A 17977-nucleotide genomic window follows, 5' to 3' on the forward strand; every position below is an offset into this window, starting at 1 on the left:
GGCCTTCCCTGGGTCAGTAGCCATCGTTCCAATGCATTGCCGTCAAGCCAAACAAAATGCCGCCGGGTCGCCCCGGCGGCATGCATGCACTCCACTGCGGCAGGTTCGCCGCGTGTGCCTTATGGCGTGGACGTCGCCGCGGCCGCCTGGTCGATCTTGTCGGCCAGCACGTCCTTGGCCCAGTCCGTCACCTCCTGATCGACCGGCTTGTTGGCCATGTCCTGCAGGGCGGCGTCGAGCGTGGCGTCATCGGGCGCAGGGTTAGCGGTCACCGCAGCCTGGGCATCCGTGACCGCCTGGGTGTCAGCGGCGATCGCGGCGTTCTGGGCGTCGATCTGCGCCTGAACGTCGGCAACCTGCGCATCGAAAGCCGCCTTTTCCTCGGCCGTCATGTTGGTCGTGTCGGTTGCATTGAGGTCGGCGAGCTGTTGGGTGAGCGTGCCGAGCTGGGCCTGGTCGGCGGCCAGCTTCGCGTTTGCCGCGTCAAGCTTGGCCTGCGCGTTCTGGGCTACGGCGGCCTGGGTCACATAAGCCTGAATGCCCGCGAACTTCTTGCTCTTGGAATTCATGTAGGCATTGATGTTGCGCTGGAGCGAGTTCAGCCGGCCGAGCTTGGCATGGATGTTCTTCTCCTTCGGGGTGGCGGCCGTAGTGGTATCGTCCGTCGTGTCGTCATCGGTTGCATCGTCGACCTGCGACTTGGCGGCCTTTGCCGATGCCGACTTGCCGTGCGAGGCGCCGCTGTTGCTGCTTTGGCCCTTGCCGCCGCCGTTGCCGCCGCCGTTGCCATTACCGCCGCCATTGCCGTTCCCGCCGCCATTGCCGTTGCCGCCGCCATGGCTGCCGCCATTGCCGTTGCCACCGCCATTGCCGCCGGCTCCGGCGAGTGCGGGAGCAGCCGCGAGCGCCAGAATGGCAAGCGAAGCCAAAAGTGTTTTCCGGATTGTCATCATGTTTCTCCGCAGGTGAATCGCCACCAATGCCCAACCGCTAGATCGCGTCATATGAGATTTCCCTAACGGCTTGGAGTAACTTTTAAACAAATTCGGTGGCGGCAAGAGAGTATCCCGAGAAGCAGCTCCGGAAATCCTGCTGAACACCTGTTAACTTGCTGAAATTATTGCGTAAATAAATGGGCCAAGGCCAGGTCCGCCCTCTGGAACAATGAAGGCCCACCTCCCGTCGGACCATGGGCCCAACGCTATGCGGCCAGCGTCCGTCGAGGAGTACAAGACGCCTGTTTATAAAGGCGATTTTCGGACGTGCGCGGCATCGTTTCGGGCAACCCGCGGGAGCGGTGATGCCACCAGCGCTTGGGGCGCGCTACCGAGGTGTTCTTATCCCGCTTTGCGGCCAATCCCAGATATATACTTATATATTCTTCCTCGGCATGCCCTGAAGCGTGTCGCAATCTTTCGGCCCACACAGCTTGTTAAGCTTAGCCCTGGCTTTGACCCGAAACGAAGTCTCACTTTGGGGAGACGTGCTTCAGCTGTTGATCAGCGGCACGGTGACAGTGGTCGAGTAATTGATCGGAAAATCGCTGAAATAGGGAAAGTTGATGACGAAGGCATAGCTGGCGCTGACATGCGCCATCTTGAAGCCGCCGCTCGGCGGGTCGGTGGTGATCATAACTGTCACGTTCTGCAAGCCGAGCGCCTGTAGTTTCTGCGTCGCGATCGCCTGGATCTGAGCCTGGGTCATCGTCCTGTCAAGCTGCAGCGAGCGCGCCGAGGCCTCGAGCGCATAGCGCACGCTGGACTCGTTGTTCATCGACCAGCCGAAGGCGAAGATGCCGAACAGAAGCATGATCAGGAAAGGCACGATCAGCGCGAACTCGATCGCGGCGCCGCCAGAGGCGTTGCTGGCAAACAGCCTGGTTTTTTGCTTAGCGGACACGGACCACCTGCTGATGGCTGAGCGCGCTATTGCCCGGGAAGACGCCGAAGGTGAACGGCGGAACCCAGGTGCCCGACGCCTGGATCTGGACATAGATGGAAGGTACTTTCGATCCCGCACAGGTGGTCGACGACGTGACCACGGTCGTTCCGCATTTGTAGGTGCGTGTCACCGTGATCGCTGCATCGGAGGGTTTCTTCTCCCAACTCGCAAGAGCGGCGGCCTGAACGGCGGTGTCGTCTCCCCCGCCGGCCAGCAGCAGATTCGCCGCCGTCTTCACACCCGCCCGCATCGCCATCGAGCTGGTGACATAGGACCAGCCATCGGCGATTCCGAACAGCGCGACGCACAGCACCGGCAACACCAGCGCGAATTCCACCGCGGCCGCGCCGGAGCGATTCTTGCGGAAGCGGATCGCTGCCGGCGCCACGCGGCTACTCGACAATCGCAACAGACGGGGCGGCGGGGATGTCTTGCAGCCCAAGGCTCGAGCAGTTCTGGTTGATTGTGGAATTGCCCGACCACTGGATGGTGTCGGCCACAACCTGGGTGCAGCCGTTCGCGCCCGAGAAATTGCCGAGATAATTGACCTGCTGCTTGGGGAAATAGATTGCCCCGGTCAGCGAAGAAGTCGCCGTGCCGTTGAAGGTGCTCTGTGCGGCGTTGCCCGTCCTGTCGCCATAAAACAGCACGCCGGAATAGGTCCCCGAGGTCGGCGCGCTGAGCGTCACCGTGGCGTTGCCGTTCATGCTTATGGTGTTGCTGCCCGTCATATAGATGGTTACGCCGTTGGTGCAGGGTGCAGCGCAGGTGATGACCGCGCCGGCGTTGATCTTCAAATTGCCCTGGACAACGTAAGTGCCGGAAGAAAGCGCGACATTGCCGTTGAGGTTCATACCATTGCAGTAGGTACCGGGCTGGATTGTTTGCGTTGACTTGCCGCTGTTGACATTCTGGCAAGAGCCGCTGGTCGAGGGCGCCGGCAGGCTGGAGAACGGATCGGACGCGGGCAAGGCCTGGGTTATCGGCGACTTGCAGGTCGTGGTCACCGGGTTGTTCAGCGAAACGCCGCCGACCGAGATCAGGCAGTCGGCCTGAAGCCCTGCCGACCCCTGGACCTTGATGGCGTCCGCGGCGCTCGAATTCGACATGACCGAGCAGCCGGTCAGCTTGACGCTGGTGCTGCCGGAGAAAAGCGCCGCCTGCGAGGCCGACTTATTTAGCGCCAGCACGCAGGCCTTGGAAGCATCGGTAATGAGCGCCACCGCCCTCGCCTGCTCCGGCACCTTGGTCTGCGTGAAGATCGAGGTGAACATCCGGTCGAGGTTCTGGTTGAGGATGACCTCGACTGCCTTCTTGGCCGTGTTCGGCCCCGAGGTGGGCGGCGTGTGGACGGTGATGGTGCCATTGCCGAGGCCGTTGTCGGTCGCCGACTGGGTCGCGGCCGCCGTGATCGTCGCAGTGTCCGATCCCTGGATCTTTTCCAGCGCGCCGGCATAGGCGGCGGCGTCCGCCGTCGCCTGCAGCTTCAGGCTCGAATAGTACCAGTAGGACGTCTCGACGCCGAGCCCTGCCCCGCCGACGACGATCGGCAGGGTGAGCGCGAAGATCGTCGCAACATTGCCGCTCTCGCCGCGCCGCAGGCGGCGGGAGACGAACTGTCTGAAAATCCGACCGAATGTGTTCATGGCCGAGCGCGCCCAAGCTATCCCAGCCACCACGTTCAACACCCGGCGATAAACGAATGGCTAATTTTTTTCCTCGACTTGCGATTTTCAGACCCTTGCATGCATATTTACCACCCTGCGCGGCCACGACTCAGACTTAGGTCCCACTCTATATAGGACGTTAGGTCAAGCTGCGGATAAATCAGCGATTTTAGCTTTTGCTGCATTTTATCTTTTTCGGAAATCGGTCGTAGAGACGGCTGGAGTAGTGTCTCTGCCGTTTCCGGCGAGGGGTGCTGCCATGATCAGACGGTTCTGGGCTTCGACGCGCGGCAATTTCGCGCTGGCGACCGCAATCGCCATGGTGCCGCTGATGCTTGTCGTGGCCGGCGCCGTCGATGTGGCCGGCACGAGCGACGACGCGGCGCAACTGCAGAACTCGCTGGACGCAGCCGGGCTGGCGGTGGGCACGAAATACCAACCGACCATGTCGGCCGGCGATGTGCGCCAGCTCGGCCTAACTTTCTTCTCAGCCAATTTGAGCGTCGCCGACGCCGGCGAATATTCGGGCAGCGTCGGGGCGTTCCAGGCAGCGGCCAGCGGCGATCCGAGCGGCTACACCATCTCGCTGTCGTCGAGCATCAGCCGGGCGGCTTTCATCAGCGGCGCGCCGGCCTGGCAGGCGACCCGCTCCGCCTCCGTCGAGGTCAAACCCGGGGCGCAAGCGTGCGTTCTGGCGCTCGATCCGCATGTCGGCTCCGCCGTTAACCTGCAGGGCTCGACCAATGTGGCGATGAACGGCTGCGTGATCGCCGCAAACTCGGACGCGGCCGACGCCATCGACCGCGGCGGCTCGGCCCTGCTCAGCGCCGCATGCGTCTCGACGGTCGGCTCGACCTCGGGGATAACGCCGCCCAACGCAACACTCTCGTGCGACGCACCGCTCGAAAACCAGTACGCATCGTTCGACCCGTTGGCCAATGTCACCCCGCCCGCTTATGGCATGTGCCAATCGATGCCGAACGGCAAGACGGTCACGCTTTCGCCCGGCACCTATTGCGACAAGACCTGGTCAGGAAAGATCACGCTTAATCCGGGCGTCTACATCCTGCGCAATGTCACCATAAAGCCCGGCGGCAACGGCAGCCTCACCGGCCAGGGCGTGACGATCTTCCTGATGGAAGGCTCGCAGCTCTACATCAATGCCAATGAGCAGGTGAACCTCTCGCCGCCGGCCAGCGGCGCCTATGCAGGCATCACCATCTTCCAGGCCAAGGGCAACACCTCGGCGCTGACGATCAACGGCGGATCCGGCTCGGTGGTCAGCGGCTTCATCTATGCCCCCGACGCGGCGATCTCCTATGCCGGGAATTCGGACATGAACGCGCAGGGCAATTGCCTGCGGCTGGTCGGCAATACCGTAGGCATGACCGGAAACTCGGCGGTGAAATCGGACTGCGCGGCCGAGCTCGGCAATCGCGAGATGTATGCCGGCAGGATGATCACCCTGGTGAAATAGCGCCGCTCTTCTTCAAGGGGAAATCAGCACTCGCCGACGATATCGGCGCCCGGCTGTTCGTCGAACAACACCGCGCAGCCGCGCTGCAGCGCCACCTGGCTCAACGCGTTCGCCGCCGCCTCGTCGGACGAGACGAAGTCCCCGGTCAAGACGCGCAGTTCCTCGACGGCTTTCGACATTGAAACAAGGCGCCCAGCCGCGCCATCGCTGGCGCAGGCGTCGACGACGCAGAGAAGATCGATCAGTTCGAAGCTGTCCATGGCGGCCTCCGCCCACAGGATCCCTTCGCGGAAGACAACGGCGTGACGGGCGGCCGGGTTCCGCTCGGAGTGGTGCATCATGATTTGGCGACAGCCTGGGCGGCCCGCGCCGAGATCGAGCGAAGCGGCAGGCAGGGCTTAAAAGCACGTCGCGTACGCCTGTGGTTGTTTTGGATCGACCGGCAAAAGCGCGGCGAACAGGTTCGCGAATCTCGGCAGACTGCGGGATTGTGGGAGTTGCCCGCCACATCGCAGGAAATGGCGGGCAACTCCACTTTCAAACCGCCGATGAAGGGACGTTACTCGACGGTTGTGCCACAATGAGTTGTGGGCCTACTTGTTTCCAGAAATCGCCCATTCGGACCTCTGCGCTCAAAGGTGCGGCCTCAGGTCCCGCCTGACAAGGGACCGTGGCCCGAAAGCAGGAACATTCCAGCTTTGGCGCCGTTGCCACGACATCCCAATCGGCAGAGGAGAGGAAACCATGGCCGACAGACCTACAGTTGTAAACACCAGTGGCGGGGGCGGCGCCGGCACAGCAGTGGCGATCGTTCTTGCCATCATCGCGATCGTGGCCCTGCTGTTCTTTACCGGCATCATCAATGTCGGTGGCCGCACCGGCGGTGGCGGATCGACGGATGTCAACGTGAAGCTCGATGCGCCGAAGGTCGAGGCGCCCAAGGTGGAGACGCCTGCGGCACCGTCGACGACGCCGGCACCCGCACCGGCCGCACCGGCTCCGGCCCCGGCTCCGGCCAACGGCGGCTGATCCGCCTGACGCAACCGGCAGGCCGGCTGCGCGTTTATCGAATGGCTACTCCAGCTTCGGCCCGCGCATTCCTCTGGAAGGCGCGGGCCCTTTTTCTCTCGGGCCCTCTTTTCTTGGGCAGGTCCGCTCAGTCATCCAAATCCATCGGCCGATGGCCCGGCCTTTGATGCCAGACGACCTGGCGGAAATCCGTCAGCTCGACGACTTGGTCGCAGGTCGGACAGATATAGTTGTCGCAGCACTGGCGAAGCGCCGGCGGAGTGCGGCGCCCTGGCCCGACCGGCGGACGGGCTTCCGTTTTCCCTACCTGATGAAGCATCGATTCCTCCCAGTTTTTCTGATTTTTCGAGTATCGCCTTCCACCTCGCCTATGGCGGTTTCGATGGGCGCGGTGAGCGCGCGCCCGCAAGCGGAAATAAAGATGGACTATCGTGGACGGAGCCTGGCTTTGCCGCGGCACTATTGGCGAAATTCACTTGCCGAGGGTTCACAGGATTCTCCCCAAGGGGCGAGAAACGGGGCGGCCCCTCAACCACCGTCGTGCCAGGCGCAAGGAACAGCAAAACACCGGCAGAGCGTGCTTGCAATAGGGCCTGCGCGGCAAAATCGATTTCGCGCCGCGCCAAGCAACTTAGATTAGCAATCATTCATTGAAAGGCGTATCAATCCGGCAGCGGTCGCCGACGATCGCGCGTCAGGCCCCGCTTGCAATCCTTGGAAATGGGAGGATGCCATGGCCGAAGCTGCAATGAAGGTCACCAAGCTCGAATCCAAGTCGCATAACAATCCCGACGAGGTTCGCTCGCCCGCCAAGACCCGCGTCGAAGTGGTCCGGCTGCCGGGCTACACGCTCGGGCGGCTCAACATGGAGCCGGGCTGGAGATGGTCCGAATGCGTGAAGCCGGTGGTCAAGACTGACAGCTGCCAGGTCTCGCATGTCGGCTATGTCGTGTCCGGAACGATCACCATACGCATGGACGACGGGACGCAGAAGACCTTCGAGGCCGGCACCTCCTATACAATCCCGCCCGGGCATGACGCCTGGGTAGAAGGCAATGAGCCGTTCCAATGCATCGAGGTGCTGAGCGCCGAGCAATACGCCAAGCCGGTCTAGGGGCTGTCGGCCAAGGGACAGCCGATCCCCCATGTGGGACGATCAGAGGGGGCGCTGTCCCGCCATCGTCTCAGAACCTGGATCTCCGGCTCGGCCGCACTTCGTCATCCTGGTCTTCGCGCGTCGCTCGGCTCCTGACTTCGTCCTGGCATGACGCAGTTTTGGGCCGCGATCCTTCGCGCCCCTCCCTGGTCAGCGGTCAACCCGTCAAAGGGGAGCACACCGGCGCAACCGGTCAAAGCCCTTGGTTGTGACGGGTTGCAGATGTTCTCATCCTCAGCTGGCCGGCTTGACAGGAAACTCCTTTTGTTCTCTTTATGTTCACACGCATTACCGCTTACAACAGTTGCTGCTAATGCTGCGATGCCGCAAAGCGGATGGATGGAGCCGGGAGCGCGATGGCCGCCACGAACGCCGCTTCGGCCGCTACGATCCTGCATGCCGATCTCGACGCCTTCTACGCCTCGGTCGAGCAACTGCTCGACCCGTCGCTGCGCGGCAAGCCGATCGCAGTCGGCGGCGGCGTAGTGCTTGCCGCCTCCTATGAGGCGAAGATTTTTGGCGTGCGCGGCGGCATGCCCGGCCGCAGGGCGCGCGAGCTCTGTCCGCAGCTCATCTTCGTCGGCGGCCGCTTCGGCGAATACCAGCGTCTCGGCGACGCCGCGATCAAGGTGCTCGACGATTTCACGCCGCTGGTCGAGCGCATCTCGATCGACGAGGCTTTCGCCGATGTCGCCGGCTGCACGCATCTGTTCGGACCGCCGGACGAAATTGCGCGAACCATCCGCCGCCGCGTGAAGAGCGAGCTCGGCCTGCCGATCTCGATCGGGGTGGCACGGACGAAGCATCTCGCCAAGATCGCCTCGCAGGTGGCCAAGCCCGACGGGCTGGTGGTGGTCGAGCCCGGCACCGAGCTTTCCTTCCTGCACGATTTGCCGGTGTCGCTGATGTGGGGCGTCGGTCCGGCAACCAAAGCCAGGCTCGCCGAGATCGGCGTCGAGACGATCGGGCAATTGGCGCGCACGCATAGCGGCGCGCTGGAGCGGCTGATCGGCCATGCCGCCGGCCAGAAGCTCGCGGCCCTTGCCTGGAACCGCGACCCGCGCCGACTGGAGACGCATCGCCGCGCCCATTCCGCCGGCGCGCAGTCGGCGCTGGGCCGCAAACCGGCGCTGCCGCGCGTCCTCGTGCCGACGCTCCTGCATCTCGCCGATCGCGTCGCCAGCCGCCTGCGCGCCAAGGACCGGCCCGGCCGCACGGTGACGGTGCGCGTGCGCTTTGCCGACATGCGCGCGGTCACGCGCGCGGTGACGCTGGAGCAGCCGATCCAGGCGACGACCATGCTCGCTGACGTCGCGGAAGAGCTGGTCAGAGGCGTGCTCGCCGCTCACCCGGGCGAACGGGAAATCTCGCTGCTGGCGATCTCGGTCTCGCATCTGGAAGAGCATGCCGAGCTGCAGCTCGAACTGCCGCTCGGCCTGGCGGACGAGAAGCTGAAGCCCGGCAGCCGCAAAGGCCTCGCCCGCTTCGGCGCCGACCGCGCCATAGACAAGATCCGCCAGCGCTTCGGCAAGCAGGCCGTCGGCTACGGCACCGTCGCGCTGCAAGCAGCGCGCTCGGTGCCGGATGAATTCAGGGAGCTGGCGGAGAAGGAGCTGTGAGGGAGGTGCTTTGCATCTCCTCTGGCGACGTTGTAGATTGGCGAAAGTCGACGCGCCCTCCGATCTCCCCCTTGCGGGCCGGCAGGACAGAGGGGGCGGCGACCTATCCCTTCGTCATCCTAGGGCGAAGCAAGGAGCGAAGCGACGCAGCGCAGACCCTAGGATGACGAACGGCCGCGATCCTTCGCGCCCCTCTCCTGGCCTGCCGCCATCTTCCCCTCAAGGGGGAGATCACGCGCTCTGGCGGCTGCCCTCAACCCGCCACAGCCCAGTCCAGCCGCATCGTCGCGCTCATCGTTTGCCCATCTTCAAGCACCGTCAGCCCTTCGCCGTGATGCGCATCGACCGGGTGCGACACCGGCTCAAAGCAGAAGAAGTCGGCGTCGGATGACGGCGAGTAGAGGATATAGACGCCGAGCTCCGGCGAGGCGGTGAGCGTGATCCTGATCCCCTCCTCGAGCTGCGTGATCGAGGCGCGACGATTCCAGCCGTCGAAGGCGTTGTTGACCCAGTCCCACGGCAGCGGGATGGAGCGCGAGAAATCCCAGGCCGGGCGCTCGCTCACCGGCACGACGCCGACCGGCAAATGGCGCTCGTCCTCCAGCCAGACGCGCCTCGCCTTGGCCCCGAGCAGCGTTGTGTCGCCGCGCGGGAACCAGGGATGGAAACCGAGGCCGTAAGGCAGGCGCATGCCGGCGCGGTTCTCCACCGTCAGCTGCGCCTCCAACGCGCCGTCCTGCAGCGCATAGGTCACGGTAGCCGCATAGCGGTAAGGACCGATCGCGCCCTCGTCGAGCACCAGCTCCGCCTCGGTGTCAGTGCGGCGGGCGAGCCGCCACGGTTTTTGGAAACCGTCGCCATGGATCGGAAAGGCTTCGCCCGGAATGTTCGGCGCGACGGCGTGGAAGCGGCCGTCGAAAGTGAAGCCGCCGCCGGAGATGCGGTTCGACCACGGCACCAGGAGTTGGCAGCCGGACGTGCCGGTGCCATCGCCCGGCTTCAGCAGCGGAACCGGCGCGCTGCCGATCACCAGCGCGTCATAGCGCGCGATCGCCGCGCCCTTCTCAGGCGCCAGGACCAGCCTCGCCTGCCCGTCGTTCAGCTCGACCGCGCCGGCCATATCCTCACCAGCCGCCATCGATGGCGATGTTCTGGCCGCTGATCATGTCGGAGGCGGGTGAGACGAGGAACAGCACGAGCTCGGCGATGTTCTCAGGCTCGATGCGCGTCTTGAGGCTTTGGTTCTCGAGGATCCAGTCATTGTACTGCTTCAACCGGTCGCCGAAGACGCGCGCCTCCGCCTCCGAGACCACCGCGCCCGGCGACACGGCGTTGACGCGGATGCCATGCGGCCCGAGCTCGCGCGCGAGCGACTTGGTGAGCCCGAGCATGGCGCCCTTCGAGGCGACATAGGGCACGTAGCCGTCCCAGCGGCCGTTGAGCGTGATCGAGCAGAAGTTGACGATCTTGCCGTAGCCCTTCGCCTTCATGCCCGGCGCGCAGGCCCGCGCCAGCGCAAAGGCGGCCGAGGAATTGACGCGGATCTGATCCTCATATTCGGCCAGCGAGAACTGCTCGAACGGCCGGTTGATGATCAGCGCCGCGTTGTTGATCAGGATATCGATCCCACCTTCCTTCGCCGCCAGCGCGGCAACGGCCGCTTCCGCATCGGCCAGCCGGTTGAGATCGCAGCCGACGAAGGCCATATCGCCCCTGGCCTGTCCGGCAAGTCTCGCCACCGTCTGCTCGCCCTCACTAATGTCGGGGCGGTCGAGCACCAGCACGCGCGCGCCGGCCCGCGCCAGCGTCACCGCCTGGGCCCGGCCAAGCGAGCCGAGGCCGCCCGTCAGCAACACTTTACGACCAGCGAGCGCCTTCATTGCCTAACCCCTCACAGGACAGAATGGACTTCGTCGATCGAAGTGTCGCCGATATGCTTGTCCAGCACGATCTCGCCGCGCGCCATCGCGACGATACGGTCGCAGCACTCGAAGACGTGGTGCATGTTGTGACTGATGAAGACGCCCGTCACTCCCTGTTCCTTGAGGCCGCGCACGAAGCCGATCACCTTGTTGGTCTCCTTGACCGAGAGGTGATTGGTCGGCTCGTCGAGGATCATTACCTTCGTCTTGAAGTGCATGGCGCGCGCGATCGCGACGCCCTGGCGCTGGCCTCCGGAGAGCTCGCCGACGAGCGCATCGGGGGAGCGCAGATGCAGGTCGACATTGGCGATGGCGCGCACGCTTTCCTCGGCCATCTTCTTCTGGTCGAGGATGCCGACGCCGAGGATCGAGAACCGGGTCGGCTCACGGCCGATGAACAGGTTGCGGGCGATCGACATGGTGGGGACCATGGAATTGTACTGGTAGATGGTCTCAATGCCGAGATCCATCGCGTCGCGCGGGGTGGCGATGCGGACGTCCCTGCCCTCGACCTTGATCTCGCCCTGGTCGGCACGGTGGACGCCGGACAGGATGTTGATCAAGGTCGACTTGCCGGCGCCGTTGTCGCCGACCAGGCCGAGCGCCTCGCCACGCTTGAAGTCGAGCGTGACGCCTTTGAGGGCATGCACGCCGGAATACCACTTGTGCAGATTGCGCACCGAGATGATGGCGTCGCTCACGACTCAGCCCTCCATCTTGATGGCCTTGGCGCGCTTGCGCATCCAGGCATTGGCGACGACGGCGAAGATGGTCAGGAAGCCGATGGCGAATTTGAACCAGTTGGCGTCGACATGGCTGAGCACAAGGCCGTTGTCGATGACCCGGATGAGCGTCGTGCCGATGATGCCGCCCATGACAGTGCCGATGCCGCCGGCGAGCGAGGCGCCGCCGATGACGGCGGATGCGACCGCCTGCAGCTCCATCCCCTCGCCGATCGAAGGCAGCGGCGACCCCAATCGCAGCACCTGCAGCATGCCGGCGAAGCCCGAGAGCACCGAGCACAGCATGAAGCAGACGATCTTGACCCTGGCCGTTGGGATGCCCATCGCGGCGGCGGCCGGCAGGAAGCCGCCGGTAGCCTTGATCCAGTTGCCGAAATTGGTGCGCGACAGCATCAGCGAGGTCAGCCCCGCGACCGCCACGAACCACAGAAACGACATGCGGAACATGTTGCCCGGCCCGACGAAGGAGGTGAACAGCCAAGTCGGCAGGTCGGCGGGCAACAGCGGCGGAAAGCCGCCGGAAATGACAACGGTGAGCGATCGCGCCATGAACAGCATGCCGAGCGTGGTGATGAAGCTCGGGATGGCGAAGCGGATGGTGACGTAACCGTTGATGAAGCCGATGGCCGCCGAGGCGAGCAGCCCGGCGAGCAGCGCCAGCGGGAACGGCCAGCCCTGCACCATCAGCACCGCCATCGTCATCGGCATCAGCGCGAAGACCGAACCGACCGACAGGTCGAACTCGCCGCTGATCATCAGGATGGTAACGCCGATGGCGACGAGGCCGGCCTCCGGCAGGATGCCGAGGATGCCTCGCAGATTGTCCTGGTTCAGGAACACGCCGTGGGAGCGGACCTGGAACAGGACAATGAGCAGCACCAGGAGGATCAGCCCGGCCAGTTCCGGCTTCTCGAGATAGGTCTTGAACAGGCGCTTCAATGAAAGGCTCCGGTGCGGTGATTGTGAAAGGTACTGTGGCGCCGCGTTCCTTCACACCCCCCTCTGTCCTGCCGGACGGTCCGGCAGGACAGAGGGGGGGTGATGTCCCGCCAGCATTTCGGTGACGGGCGTCTCGGCCAATCTCAAAGGCATGCGACCTCAGCGCATGCCCTGCGCGGACAGCGCCATGATCGCATCGGCGTCCTTCTGGCGCACGATGCCCTGCCCCGTGTCGATGTCGGAAGGCGCAAGACCGAGCTTCTTGTTGAGATAGACTTCCATCACCGGCATGAAGCCCTGCATGTAGGGCTGCTGGTCGACCAGCGCCTGGACATAGCCCTTCTGCATCTGCTGCAGCACTTCCGGCACGAGATCGAAGCCGCCGAGCAGGACCTTGCCGGGCGCGACCCCGCGATCGGCCAGCACGCGCGCCACGCCGGCGCACCAGAAGCCGGTGTCGAAATAGGCGGTGGTGTCGGGATGCGCGTTGAGATAGGCGCCGACGCGGTCGGAAGTGATGGCGAGGTCGGTGCCGCTGTCGATGCGCTCCCACGAAAGGTCGCGGTCCTTATGAGCGGCCTTGTATTCCTCGAGGAACTGCATGACGCCGGCGCCGCGGGTTTCGGACCAGTTCTGGCCCGGCGCCGAGATGCCGACCAGCACCTTGATCGGACCATCCTTCGGGAAGCTCTCGGAAATCGCCTTGGCGAGCGAGTAGCCGGCTGGCTTGAAGCCCTGGCCGATGAAGGCCTGGCGCGCATTGCCCTTGGCGCCTTCGGTGTCGTCGACATTGACGGCGATCACCACCACGCCGGCGTCGCGGGCCTCCTTGATGACATCGTCGAAGGCATGGTCGTCGACGATGGAGGTGAGCAGCGCGTCGGGCTTGGCGGCAAGGGCCGCGCGCATGTTCGCGACCTGCTGCTCGATTGATCCCTCGGTCTGGGTGAAGACCATGTTGCAGTTGGCCTCGACCTTGGCGCAGCCATCGTCGAAACCTTTCTTCACCGCCTGCCAGAATGTGTTGGAGGCCGACGAATGATGGGTAAAGACGATGTTGAGCCCGTCGGCTTTGGCGGCCGATTGCCCGCCGATGAGGGCGGCGCCGAGCAGAAGCATTGCTGTCAGTTTTCTCATGTTTGTTCCTCCCTATGGATCCTAGATGTGCGTCTTGGGCTAAATGTCCGTCTGGCTGCTGACGCGGCGGTGGACGGTGTAGGCCTTGCCAAGATCGGGACTGAGCGCCAGCCCGAGCCCAGGCCCCGGCGGCACGGTGATCATGCCGTCTTTCACCTCGGGCAGCGCCGTCACCAAGTCGCGGTACCAGGTGCGGTAGAAGGCGCGCACGCTTTCCTGGACGAGCGCGTTGGGCGCGTTGAGCGACAAATGGGTCGACGCTGCGAGCACGACCGGACCGGTGCAGTCGTGCGGCGCCACCGGCAGCCGCCAAGCCTCGGCCATCGAAGCGATCTTGCGCGCCTCCGACAGGCCGCCGCACCAGGAGATGTCGAGCATGACGATCCCGGCCGCTCCAGTCTCCAGAAGGTCGCGGAAAGCCCAGCGGCTGCCCAGCGTCTCGGAGGCCGAGATCGGGGCCGGACTGGCGGCGGCGTAACGCCTCAAATCGCCGAGGCTGTCCATGCGGATCGGGTCCTCGTGCCAATAGGTGGCGTAGGGCCTGAGCGCCTCGGCGATCCTCATCGCCGGCAAGAGCTGCCACATCGAATGGAACTCGACCATGATGTCGATCCTGTCGCCGACGGCTTTGCGAATCTTTTCAAAAGGCTCGAGCGCCGCCTTCAAGTCGGCCGCCGAGATGTCGTTGCCGCGCGTCTTCTCCGCCGCGTGGTCGAACGGCCAGATCTTCATTGCGGTGATGCCGTCGGAGAGCAATTCCTCGGCCAGCTCGCCGGCGCGGGTGAGGAAAGCGTTGAGATCGTCGTAATCGCGCCCGGCGCCGATGCCGTAATTGGCCGTCGTCTGGCCCTTGGCGTCCTTGATATACTCGGTGCCGGCGCAGGTGTTGTAGGTGCGGATCGAGCGACGGCTGAAACCGCCGAGCAGCTGCGCGACCGGCTGGCCGGTGGCCTTGCCGAAAATGTCCCACAGCGCGATGTCGAAGGCGGAGTTGCCGCGCACCTCGGCGCCGCTGGAGCGGAAGCCGAGATAGCCGACGAGATCGGCGGCCAAAAGATCGATCTCCAGCGGATCGCGGCCGATCACCCTGGGCGCCACATATTCGTGCAGATATTCCTCGACGGTGCGCGATAGATAAAACGTCTCGCCGAGTCCGGTGATGCCCTCGTCGGTATGAACCTCGACCCAGAGCAGGTTGGGCCGTTCCTCGATGCGGACGGTCTCGATGGCGCGGATCTTCATCAGGCTATCCCCGCGTCGATGAGCGCCTTGACGCTCTTGTCGAAATGCTCGGCCATATGCTCGGCCGCAAGCCGCGGATCGCCCTTGAGGATGGCGTCGGCGATGTCCTCATGGCCCTTGATCATCTTGAGCTGGTCCTCGTCGGAGGAACGGGTTCGCCAGCCGATGACCCAGGTGCGCCGCGTCACGCCGCTGAAGGCGGTGACGATCAGCGAAAAGACCGGATTGTGCGAGGCCGCCGCGATCGCCTCGTGGAAGGCGATGTCATGCTCCATGACGGTCTCGGGGCTCTTGCAACTCTCGCGCATCAGCCGGGCCGACTGGGCGATCGCCGCGGCTTCCGCGTTGGTGCGGCGCAGCGCGGCCAGCGCCACGGTGCGCATCTCGATGGTGCGCCTGACGTCATAGACCTGCTGCACGCTGATCTGCTGGGTGGTGATGCCATGCTCGATCACCATCGACATGGCGCCGGTGTCGAGCTTGGCGACGGTGGCGCGGCGCCCGGCGCTCATGTCGATCAGCCGCATCGCCGACAGCGAGCGGAAGGCCTCGCGCACGACCGTTCGGGAAACGTTGAGCTGGCGCGTCATGGCGGCTTCGCTGGGCAGCGGATCGCCGGGTGCTAGGCCTTCCGAGCGGATGTGCTGGGTTATCGCCTGAATCGCCGTGCTGACCAGGCCAGGACTCGGTTCATCCGGTGGGTCCGTCTGCTCTTGCATGCGTTTCCTCAACACCTGTATGACAGGTTTATGTTGAATTGCTCATAGTTCGGCTTAAAGATATATGTCAAGCTGATTTTCTGACACCCTGCCCCGAGGCGCCCCATGCACGAGAAGCAAGCCGGCCTGATCTTCGATGCGCGCGACGTGGTCGGCGAAAGCCTGGTGTGGGACGAGCGCCGCGAAAGGCTGGTTTGGGTCGACATCATCGGCCGCAGGATCCATCGGCTGGATCCGCTGAGCGGCGCGCATGAAAGCTGGCAGACGCCCGATCTCGTGACCTCGGTCGGCTTGCGCAACGACGGCGGCGCGATCGTCGGGTTGCGCAAGGAGATCGCGCTATGGGACTTCTACGGGCCGTTCCGGGCGCTCGCGACGATCGAGGACGACAGACCGGGAACGCGGCTCAACGAGGGCGTGGTGGCGCCGGACGGTTCGTTCTGGGTTGGAACGATGGCCAACAACATCGGCCCGGACGACGCGCCGGTGCCCATCGCCAGCGATGAAGGTCGGCTCTACCGGGTCGGCCCGGATGGCAAAGCGACGCCGCTCAGCGAAGACCGGTTCGGCATCACCAACACGATGGTGTGGCTGCCCGACGGACGCTTCGTCACCGCCGACACGACGAAGAATGCGCTCTACAGCTATGACTGGGACAAGAAGGCGGGACGGCTCGGCCGGGCGCTCCCCTTCTTCACCGGCTTCGAGCGCGGCCTGCCGGACGGCTCCTGCCTTGACGCAGAGGGCTATATCTGGAACTGCCGGGTGGTTGGCGGAAGCTGCCTCGCCCGCATCGCGCCCGACGGCAGGCTGGACCGGATCGCCGAATTGCCTTGCAGCTGGCCGACGAGCTGCGCCTTCGGCGGCCCCGGCCTCGACACGCTGTTCGTCACCTCGGCGCGCTTCACCATGAGCGCCGAGCATCTCGACGCCAGCCCCTTCGAAGGCGGCCTGTTCGCGCTCAGGCCCGGCGTGCGCGGCGTGCAGGGCAACCGGTTCGGATAATCTCCCCATCGAGAGATCGGCAGCAGCGTTCAAAAAACTTCACCATCGATGTCGGACTGGCCAATCACCGTTCGTCATAGGAGCATAGACCGGCAATCAACAGGAGAAACGATATGCCCAGCACTGTCCGCCTGCACCGCGTGCTCGCCACCAAACCTGAAAAAGTCTATCGCGCTTTCATCGAGGCGGACGCGCTGGCGAAATGGCTGCCGCCGAACGGCTTCACCTGCACGGTGCATCACTTGGATGCAAAGGCCGGCGGCAACTTCAAAATGTCGTTCCGCAACTTCACCACGGGCGAAAGCCATGCTTTCGGCGGCGACTATGTCGAGCTCGTTCCGGGTGAGCTCGTGCGCTACACCGACAAGTTCGACGATCCCAACCTGCCCGGCGAGATGCAGGTGACGGTGAAGTTGAAGAAAGTCTCGGTCGGCACGGAGATGGAGATCACCCAGGCCGGCATTCCGGACGCCATCCCCGCCGAGGCCTGCTATCTCGGCTGGCAGGAGTCGCTTAAGAACCTGGCAAGGCTCGTCGAGCCCGAGATCAATCAGTAAAGATCGATCGCAAGGTCTATGCGGCCGGCCGCGACGAAGCGGCCGGCAAGCGGCCCCGCTTTCCACTCCGCGACGTTATGCGTTTCCCCCGCTTGCCAGAATGGCTGCGCTGGGCTGGATTGAGCAAAGCCGAGCTCGAATGCCGAACGGACAGGCAGAAGGGGGGCGCGATGGAGCCGATTCCAGCCGGATCGTCACCGGCTGACGACAAGGTCGAGCATTACGAGCTCGGCCTCTGCCTGTCGGGCGGCGGCTATCGCGCCATGCTGTTCCATGCCGGCGTGCTCTGCCGGCTGAACGAGGCCGGCCTGCTTCAGAAAATCGACATGGTCAGTTCGGTCTCGGGCGGCTCGATTGCCGCCGGGCTGCTTGCGGTTCTCTGGCCGCGCCTCAGCTTTGCCGACGGCGTTGCCACGAATTTCCGCGAGCTTTACGTCGAAAAAATCCTCGCTTTCTCGCAGGTCTTCCTTGACGCGCCGTCGATCCTCAAGGGCGTGTTCAACCCGTTTTCGAGCGCGGCGCGCGAAGTCGCCACCTGCTACGAGCGCCATCTGTTCGACGGCAAGGTGCCGACGCTGAAGAGCCTGACCCGGCGTCCGTGGTTCGTGTTCTGCTCGAGCAATCTCAGCACCGGCTCGCTGTTTCGCATGTCCAACCGCTACATTGCCGATTACCGGATCGGCATGGCCAAGCATGCGGACCTGCCGGTCGCGACCGCGGTCGCGGCGTCGTCCGCCTTCCCGCCGTTTCTGTCGCCGCTCAGGCTCGACCTCACGCAGTTCGCGTGGGAGAACGACAAGCTCGACGCGAGCGTCGGCCCGTCG

At 64.3% G+C, this 17977-nt stretch carries 20 protein-coding genes; 8 read left to right on the forward strand and 12 right to left on the reverse strand.

Features of this window, described 5'->3' with window-relative positions:
- Positions 1-119 precede the first annotated feature (119 nt).
- The 4 genes from EOA75_RS33905 to EOA75_RS04595 form a co-directional block, all read right to left on the reverse strand.
- Complete coding sequence (locus EOA75_RS33905) at positions 120-950, reverse strand: hypothetical protein (protein WP_095801567.1); 831 nt, start codon at positions 948-950, stop codon at positions 120-122.
- A gap of 538 nt (positions 951-1488) precedes the next feature.
- Positions 1489-1899 (reverse strand): TadE/TadG family type IV pilus assembly protein, encoded by a 411-nt coding sequence (locus EOA75_RS04585; protein WP_067001034.1) that lies wholly within the window; start codon positions 1897-1899, stop codon positions 1489-1491.
- A complete protein-coding gene (locus EOA75_RS04590) occupies positions 1889-2329 on the reverse strand; it encodes a TadE/TadG family type IV pilus assembly protein (RefSeq protein WP_067321694.1) in 441 nt (146 codons plus the stop codon). Before EOA75_RS04590 ends, EOA75_RS04585 begins: the two co-directional genes overlap by 11 nt.
- 4 nt (positions 2330-2333) lie before the next feature.
- Positions 2334-3587 carry a pilus assembly protein TadG-related protein gene (locus EOA75_RS04595; RefSeq protein ID WP_067321698.1) on the reverse strand — a complete coding sequence of 418 codons (1254 nt, stop codon included), beginning with the start codon at positions 3585-3587 and terminating at the stop codon, positions 2334-2336.
- A gap of 280 nt (positions 3588-3867) precedes the next feature.
- Here EOA75_RS04595 and EOA75_RS04600 point away from each other — a divergent pair, with 280 nt between their 5' ends.
- Positions 3868-5085 carry a TadE/TadG family type IV pilus assembly protein gene (locus EOA75_RS04600; RefSeq protein WP_127323721.1) on the forward strand — a complete coding sequence of 406 codons (1218 nt, stop codon included), beginning with the start codon at positions 3868-3870 and terminating at the stop codon, positions 5083-5085.
- A 23-nt stretch (positions 5086-5108) separates the two neighbouring features.
- Here EOA75_RS04600 and EOA75_RS04605 read toward each other — a convergent pair whose 3' ends face one another.
- Positions 5109-5345 carry a hypothetical protein gene (locus EOA75_RS04605; RefSeq protein WP_095801568.1) on the reverse strand — a complete coding sequence of 79 codons (237 nt, stop codon included), beginning with the start codon at positions 5343-5345 and terminating at the stop codon, positions 5109-5111.
- A 42-nt stretch (positions 5346-5387) separates the two neighbouring features.
- Between EOA75_RS04605 and EOA75_RS04610 the strand changes: the two genes are divergently transcribed.
- The 4 genes from EOA75_RS04610 to dinB all read left to right on the forward strand — a co-directional run bounded on the left by EOA75_RS04610 (position 5388) and on the right by dinB (position 8889).
- Positions 5388-5669: a hypothetical protein gene (locus EOA75_RS04610; protein ID WP_127323722.1), complete on the forward strand. Its 282-nt coding sequence runs from the start codon at positions 5388-5390 to the stop codon at positions 5667-5669.
- A gap of 160 nt (positions 5670-5829) precedes the next feature.
- Positions 5830-6114 (forward strand): hypothetical protein, encoded by a 285-nt coding sequence (locus EOA75_RS04615; RefSeq protein ID WP_067001023.1) that lies wholly within the window; start codon positions 5830-5832, stop codon positions 6112-6114.
- A 733-nt stretch (positions 6115-6847) separates the two neighbouring features.
- The gene (locus EOA75_RS04620) at positions 6848-7228 is read left to right on the forward strand and encodes a cupin domain-containing protein (RefSeq protein WP_067001020.1); all 381 of its coding nucleotides are present in this window, start codon (positions 6848-6850) and stop codon (positions 7226-7228) included.
- Positions 7229-7626: 398 nt separating this feature from the next.
- Entirely contained in the window at positions 7627-8889 is a 1263-nt protein-coding gene (gene dinB, locus EOA75_RS04625) for a DNA polymerase IV (RefSeq protein ID WP_127323723.1), read from the forward strand.
- A gap of 253 nt (positions 8890-9142) precedes the next feature.
- Here the strand turns inward: dinB and EOA75_RS04630 are convergent, their stop codons facing one another.
- The 7 genes from EOA75_RS04630 to EOA75_RS04660 all read right to left on the reverse strand — a co-directional run bounded on the left by EOA75_RS04630 (position 9143) and on the right by EOA75_RS04660 (position 15591).
- Entirely contained in the window at positions 9143-10027 is an 885-nt protein-coding gene (locus tag EOA75_RS04630; protein ID WP_245466561.1) for an aldose 1-epimerase, read from the reverse strand.
- Complete coding sequence (locus EOA75_RS04635) at positions 10014-10769, reverse strand: SDR family oxidoreductase (protein WP_127323724.1); 756 nt, start codon at positions 10767-10769, stop codon at positions 10014-10016. Before EOA75_RS04635 ends, EOA75_RS04630 begins: the two co-directional genes overlap by 14 nt.
- Before the next feature lie 11 nt (positions 10770-10780).
- The gene (locus tag EOA75_RS04640) at positions 10781-11512 is read right to left on the reverse strand and encodes an ATP-binding cassette domain-containing protein (protein ID WP_127323725.1); all 732 of its coding nucleotides are present in this window, start codon (positions 11510-11512) and stop codon (positions 10781-10783) included.
- A 3-nt stretch (positions 11513-11515) separates the two neighbouring features.
- Positions 11516-12493, reverse strand: coding sequence for an ABC transporter permease (locus EOA75_RS04645; protein WP_127323726.1), 978 nt, complete (start codon positions 12491-12493; stop codon positions 11516-11518).
- Between the two features lie 159 nt (positions 12494-12652).
- Positions 12653-13630, reverse strand: a complete 978-nt coding sequence (locus tag EOA75_RS04650; protein ID WP_095801450.1) for a sugar ABC transporter substrate-binding protein — start codon at positions 13628-13630, stop codon at positions 12653-12655.
- Positions 13631-13669: 39 nt separating this feature from the next.
- Positions 13670-14872, reverse strand: coding sequence for a mandelate racemase/muconate lactonizing enzyme family protein (locus EOA75_RS04655; protein WP_127216355.1), 1203 nt, complete (start codon positions 14870-14872; stop codon positions 13670-13672).
- Positions 14872-15591, reverse strand: coding sequence for a FadR/GntR family transcriptional regulator (locus tag EOA75_RS04660; RefSeq protein WP_095778886.1), 720 nt, complete (start codon positions 15589-15591; stop codon positions 14872-14874). Before EOA75_RS04660 ends, EOA75_RS04655 begins: the two co-directional genes overlap by 1 nt.
- A 105-nt stretch (positions 15592-15696) precedes the next feature.
- Here EOA75_RS04660 and EOA75_RS04665 point away from each other — a divergent pair, with 105 nt between their 5' ends.
- The 3 genes from EOA75_RS04665 to EOA75_RS04675 all read left to right on the forward strand — a co-directional run.
- Entirely contained in the window at positions 15697-16596 is a 900-nt protein-coding gene (locus EOA75_RS04665) for an SMP-30/gluconolactonase/LRE family protein (RefSeq protein WP_127323727.1), read from the forward strand.
- A gap of 113 nt (positions 16597-16709) precedes the next feature.
- Positions 16710-17153: an SRPBCC family protein gene (locus tag EOA75_RS04670; RefSeq protein ID WP_127323728.1), complete on the forward strand. Its 444-nt coding sequence runs from the start codon at positions 16710-16712 to the stop codon at positions 17151-17153.
- A gap of 170 nt (positions 17154-17323) precedes the next feature.
- Positions 17324-17977 (forward strand): patatin-like phospholipase family protein (locus EOA75_RS04675; RefSeq protein WP_164747278.1); only part of this gene is annotated, 654 nt, incomplete at its 3' end.

It is taken from the genome of Mesorhizobium sp. M1A.F.Ca.IN.022.07.1.1 (assembly GCF_003997575.1).
In the GTDB taxonomy this organism is placed as follows: Bacteria; Pseudomonadota; Alphaproteobacteria; order Rhizobiales; family Rhizobiaceae; genus Mesorhizobium.

Excerpts from the sequence above, each read along its gene's own strand:
- EOA75_RS33905 (WP_095801567.1), bottom strand. The coding sequence starts at position 950 with ATGACAATCCGGAAAACACTTTTGGCTTCGCTTGCCATTCTGGCGCTC.
- EOA75_RS04595 (WP_067321698.1), bottom strand. The coding sequence starts at position 3,587 with ATGAACACATTCGGTCGGATTTTCAGACAGTTCGTCTCCCGCCGCCTG.
- EOA75_RS04600 (WP_127323721.1), top strand. The coding sequence starts at position 3,868 with ATGATCAGACGGTTCTGGGCTTCGACGCGCGGCAATTTCGCGCTGGCG.
- EOA75_RS04605 (WP_095801568.1), bottom strand. The coding sequence starts at position 5,345 with ATGGACAGCTTCGAACTGATCGATCTTCTCTGCGTCGTCGACGCCTGC.
- EOA75_RS04615 (WP_067001023.1), top strand. The coding sequence starts at position 5,830 with ATGGCCGACAGACCTACAGTTGTAAACACCAGTGGCGGGGGCGGCGCC.
- EOA75_RS04620 (WP_067001020.1), top strand. The coding sequence starts at position 6,848 with ATGGCCGAAGCTGCAATGAAGGTCACCAAGCTCGAATCCAAGTCGCAT.
- dinB (WP_127323723.1), top strand. The coding sequence starts at position 7,627 with ATGGCCGCCACGAACGCCGCTTCGGCCGCTACGATCCTGCATGCCGAT.
- EOA75_RS04630 (WP_245466561.1), bottom strand. The coding sequence starts at position 10,027 with ATGGCGGCTGGTGAGGATATGGCCGGCGCGGTCGAGCTGAACGACGGG.
- EOA75_RS04635 (WP_127323724.1), bottom strand. The coding sequence starts at position 10,769 with ATGAAGGCGCTCGCTGGTCGTAAAGTGTTGCTGACGGGCGGCCTCGGC.
- EOA75_RS04650 (WP_095801450.1), bottom strand. The coding sequence starts at position 13,630 with ATGAGAAAACTGACAGCAATGCTTCTGCTCGGCGCCGCCCTCATCGGC.
- EOA75_RS04655 (WP_127216355.1), bottom strand. The coding sequence starts at position 14,872 with ATGAAGATCCGCGCCATCGAGACCGTCCGCATCGAGGAACGGCCCAAC.
- EOA75_RS04660 (WP_095778886.1), bottom strand. The coding sequence starts at position 15,591 with ATGCAAGAGCAGACGGACCCACCGGATGAACCGAGTCCTGGCCTGGTC.
- EOA75_RS04665 (WP_127323727.1), top strand. The coding sequence starts at position 15,697 with ATGCACGAGAAGCAAGCCGGCCTGATCTTCGATGCGCGCGACGTGGTC.
- EOA75_RS04670 (WP_127323728.1), top strand. The coding sequence starts at position 16,710 with ATGCCCAGCACTGTCCGCCTGCACCGCGTGCTCGCCACCAAACCTGAA.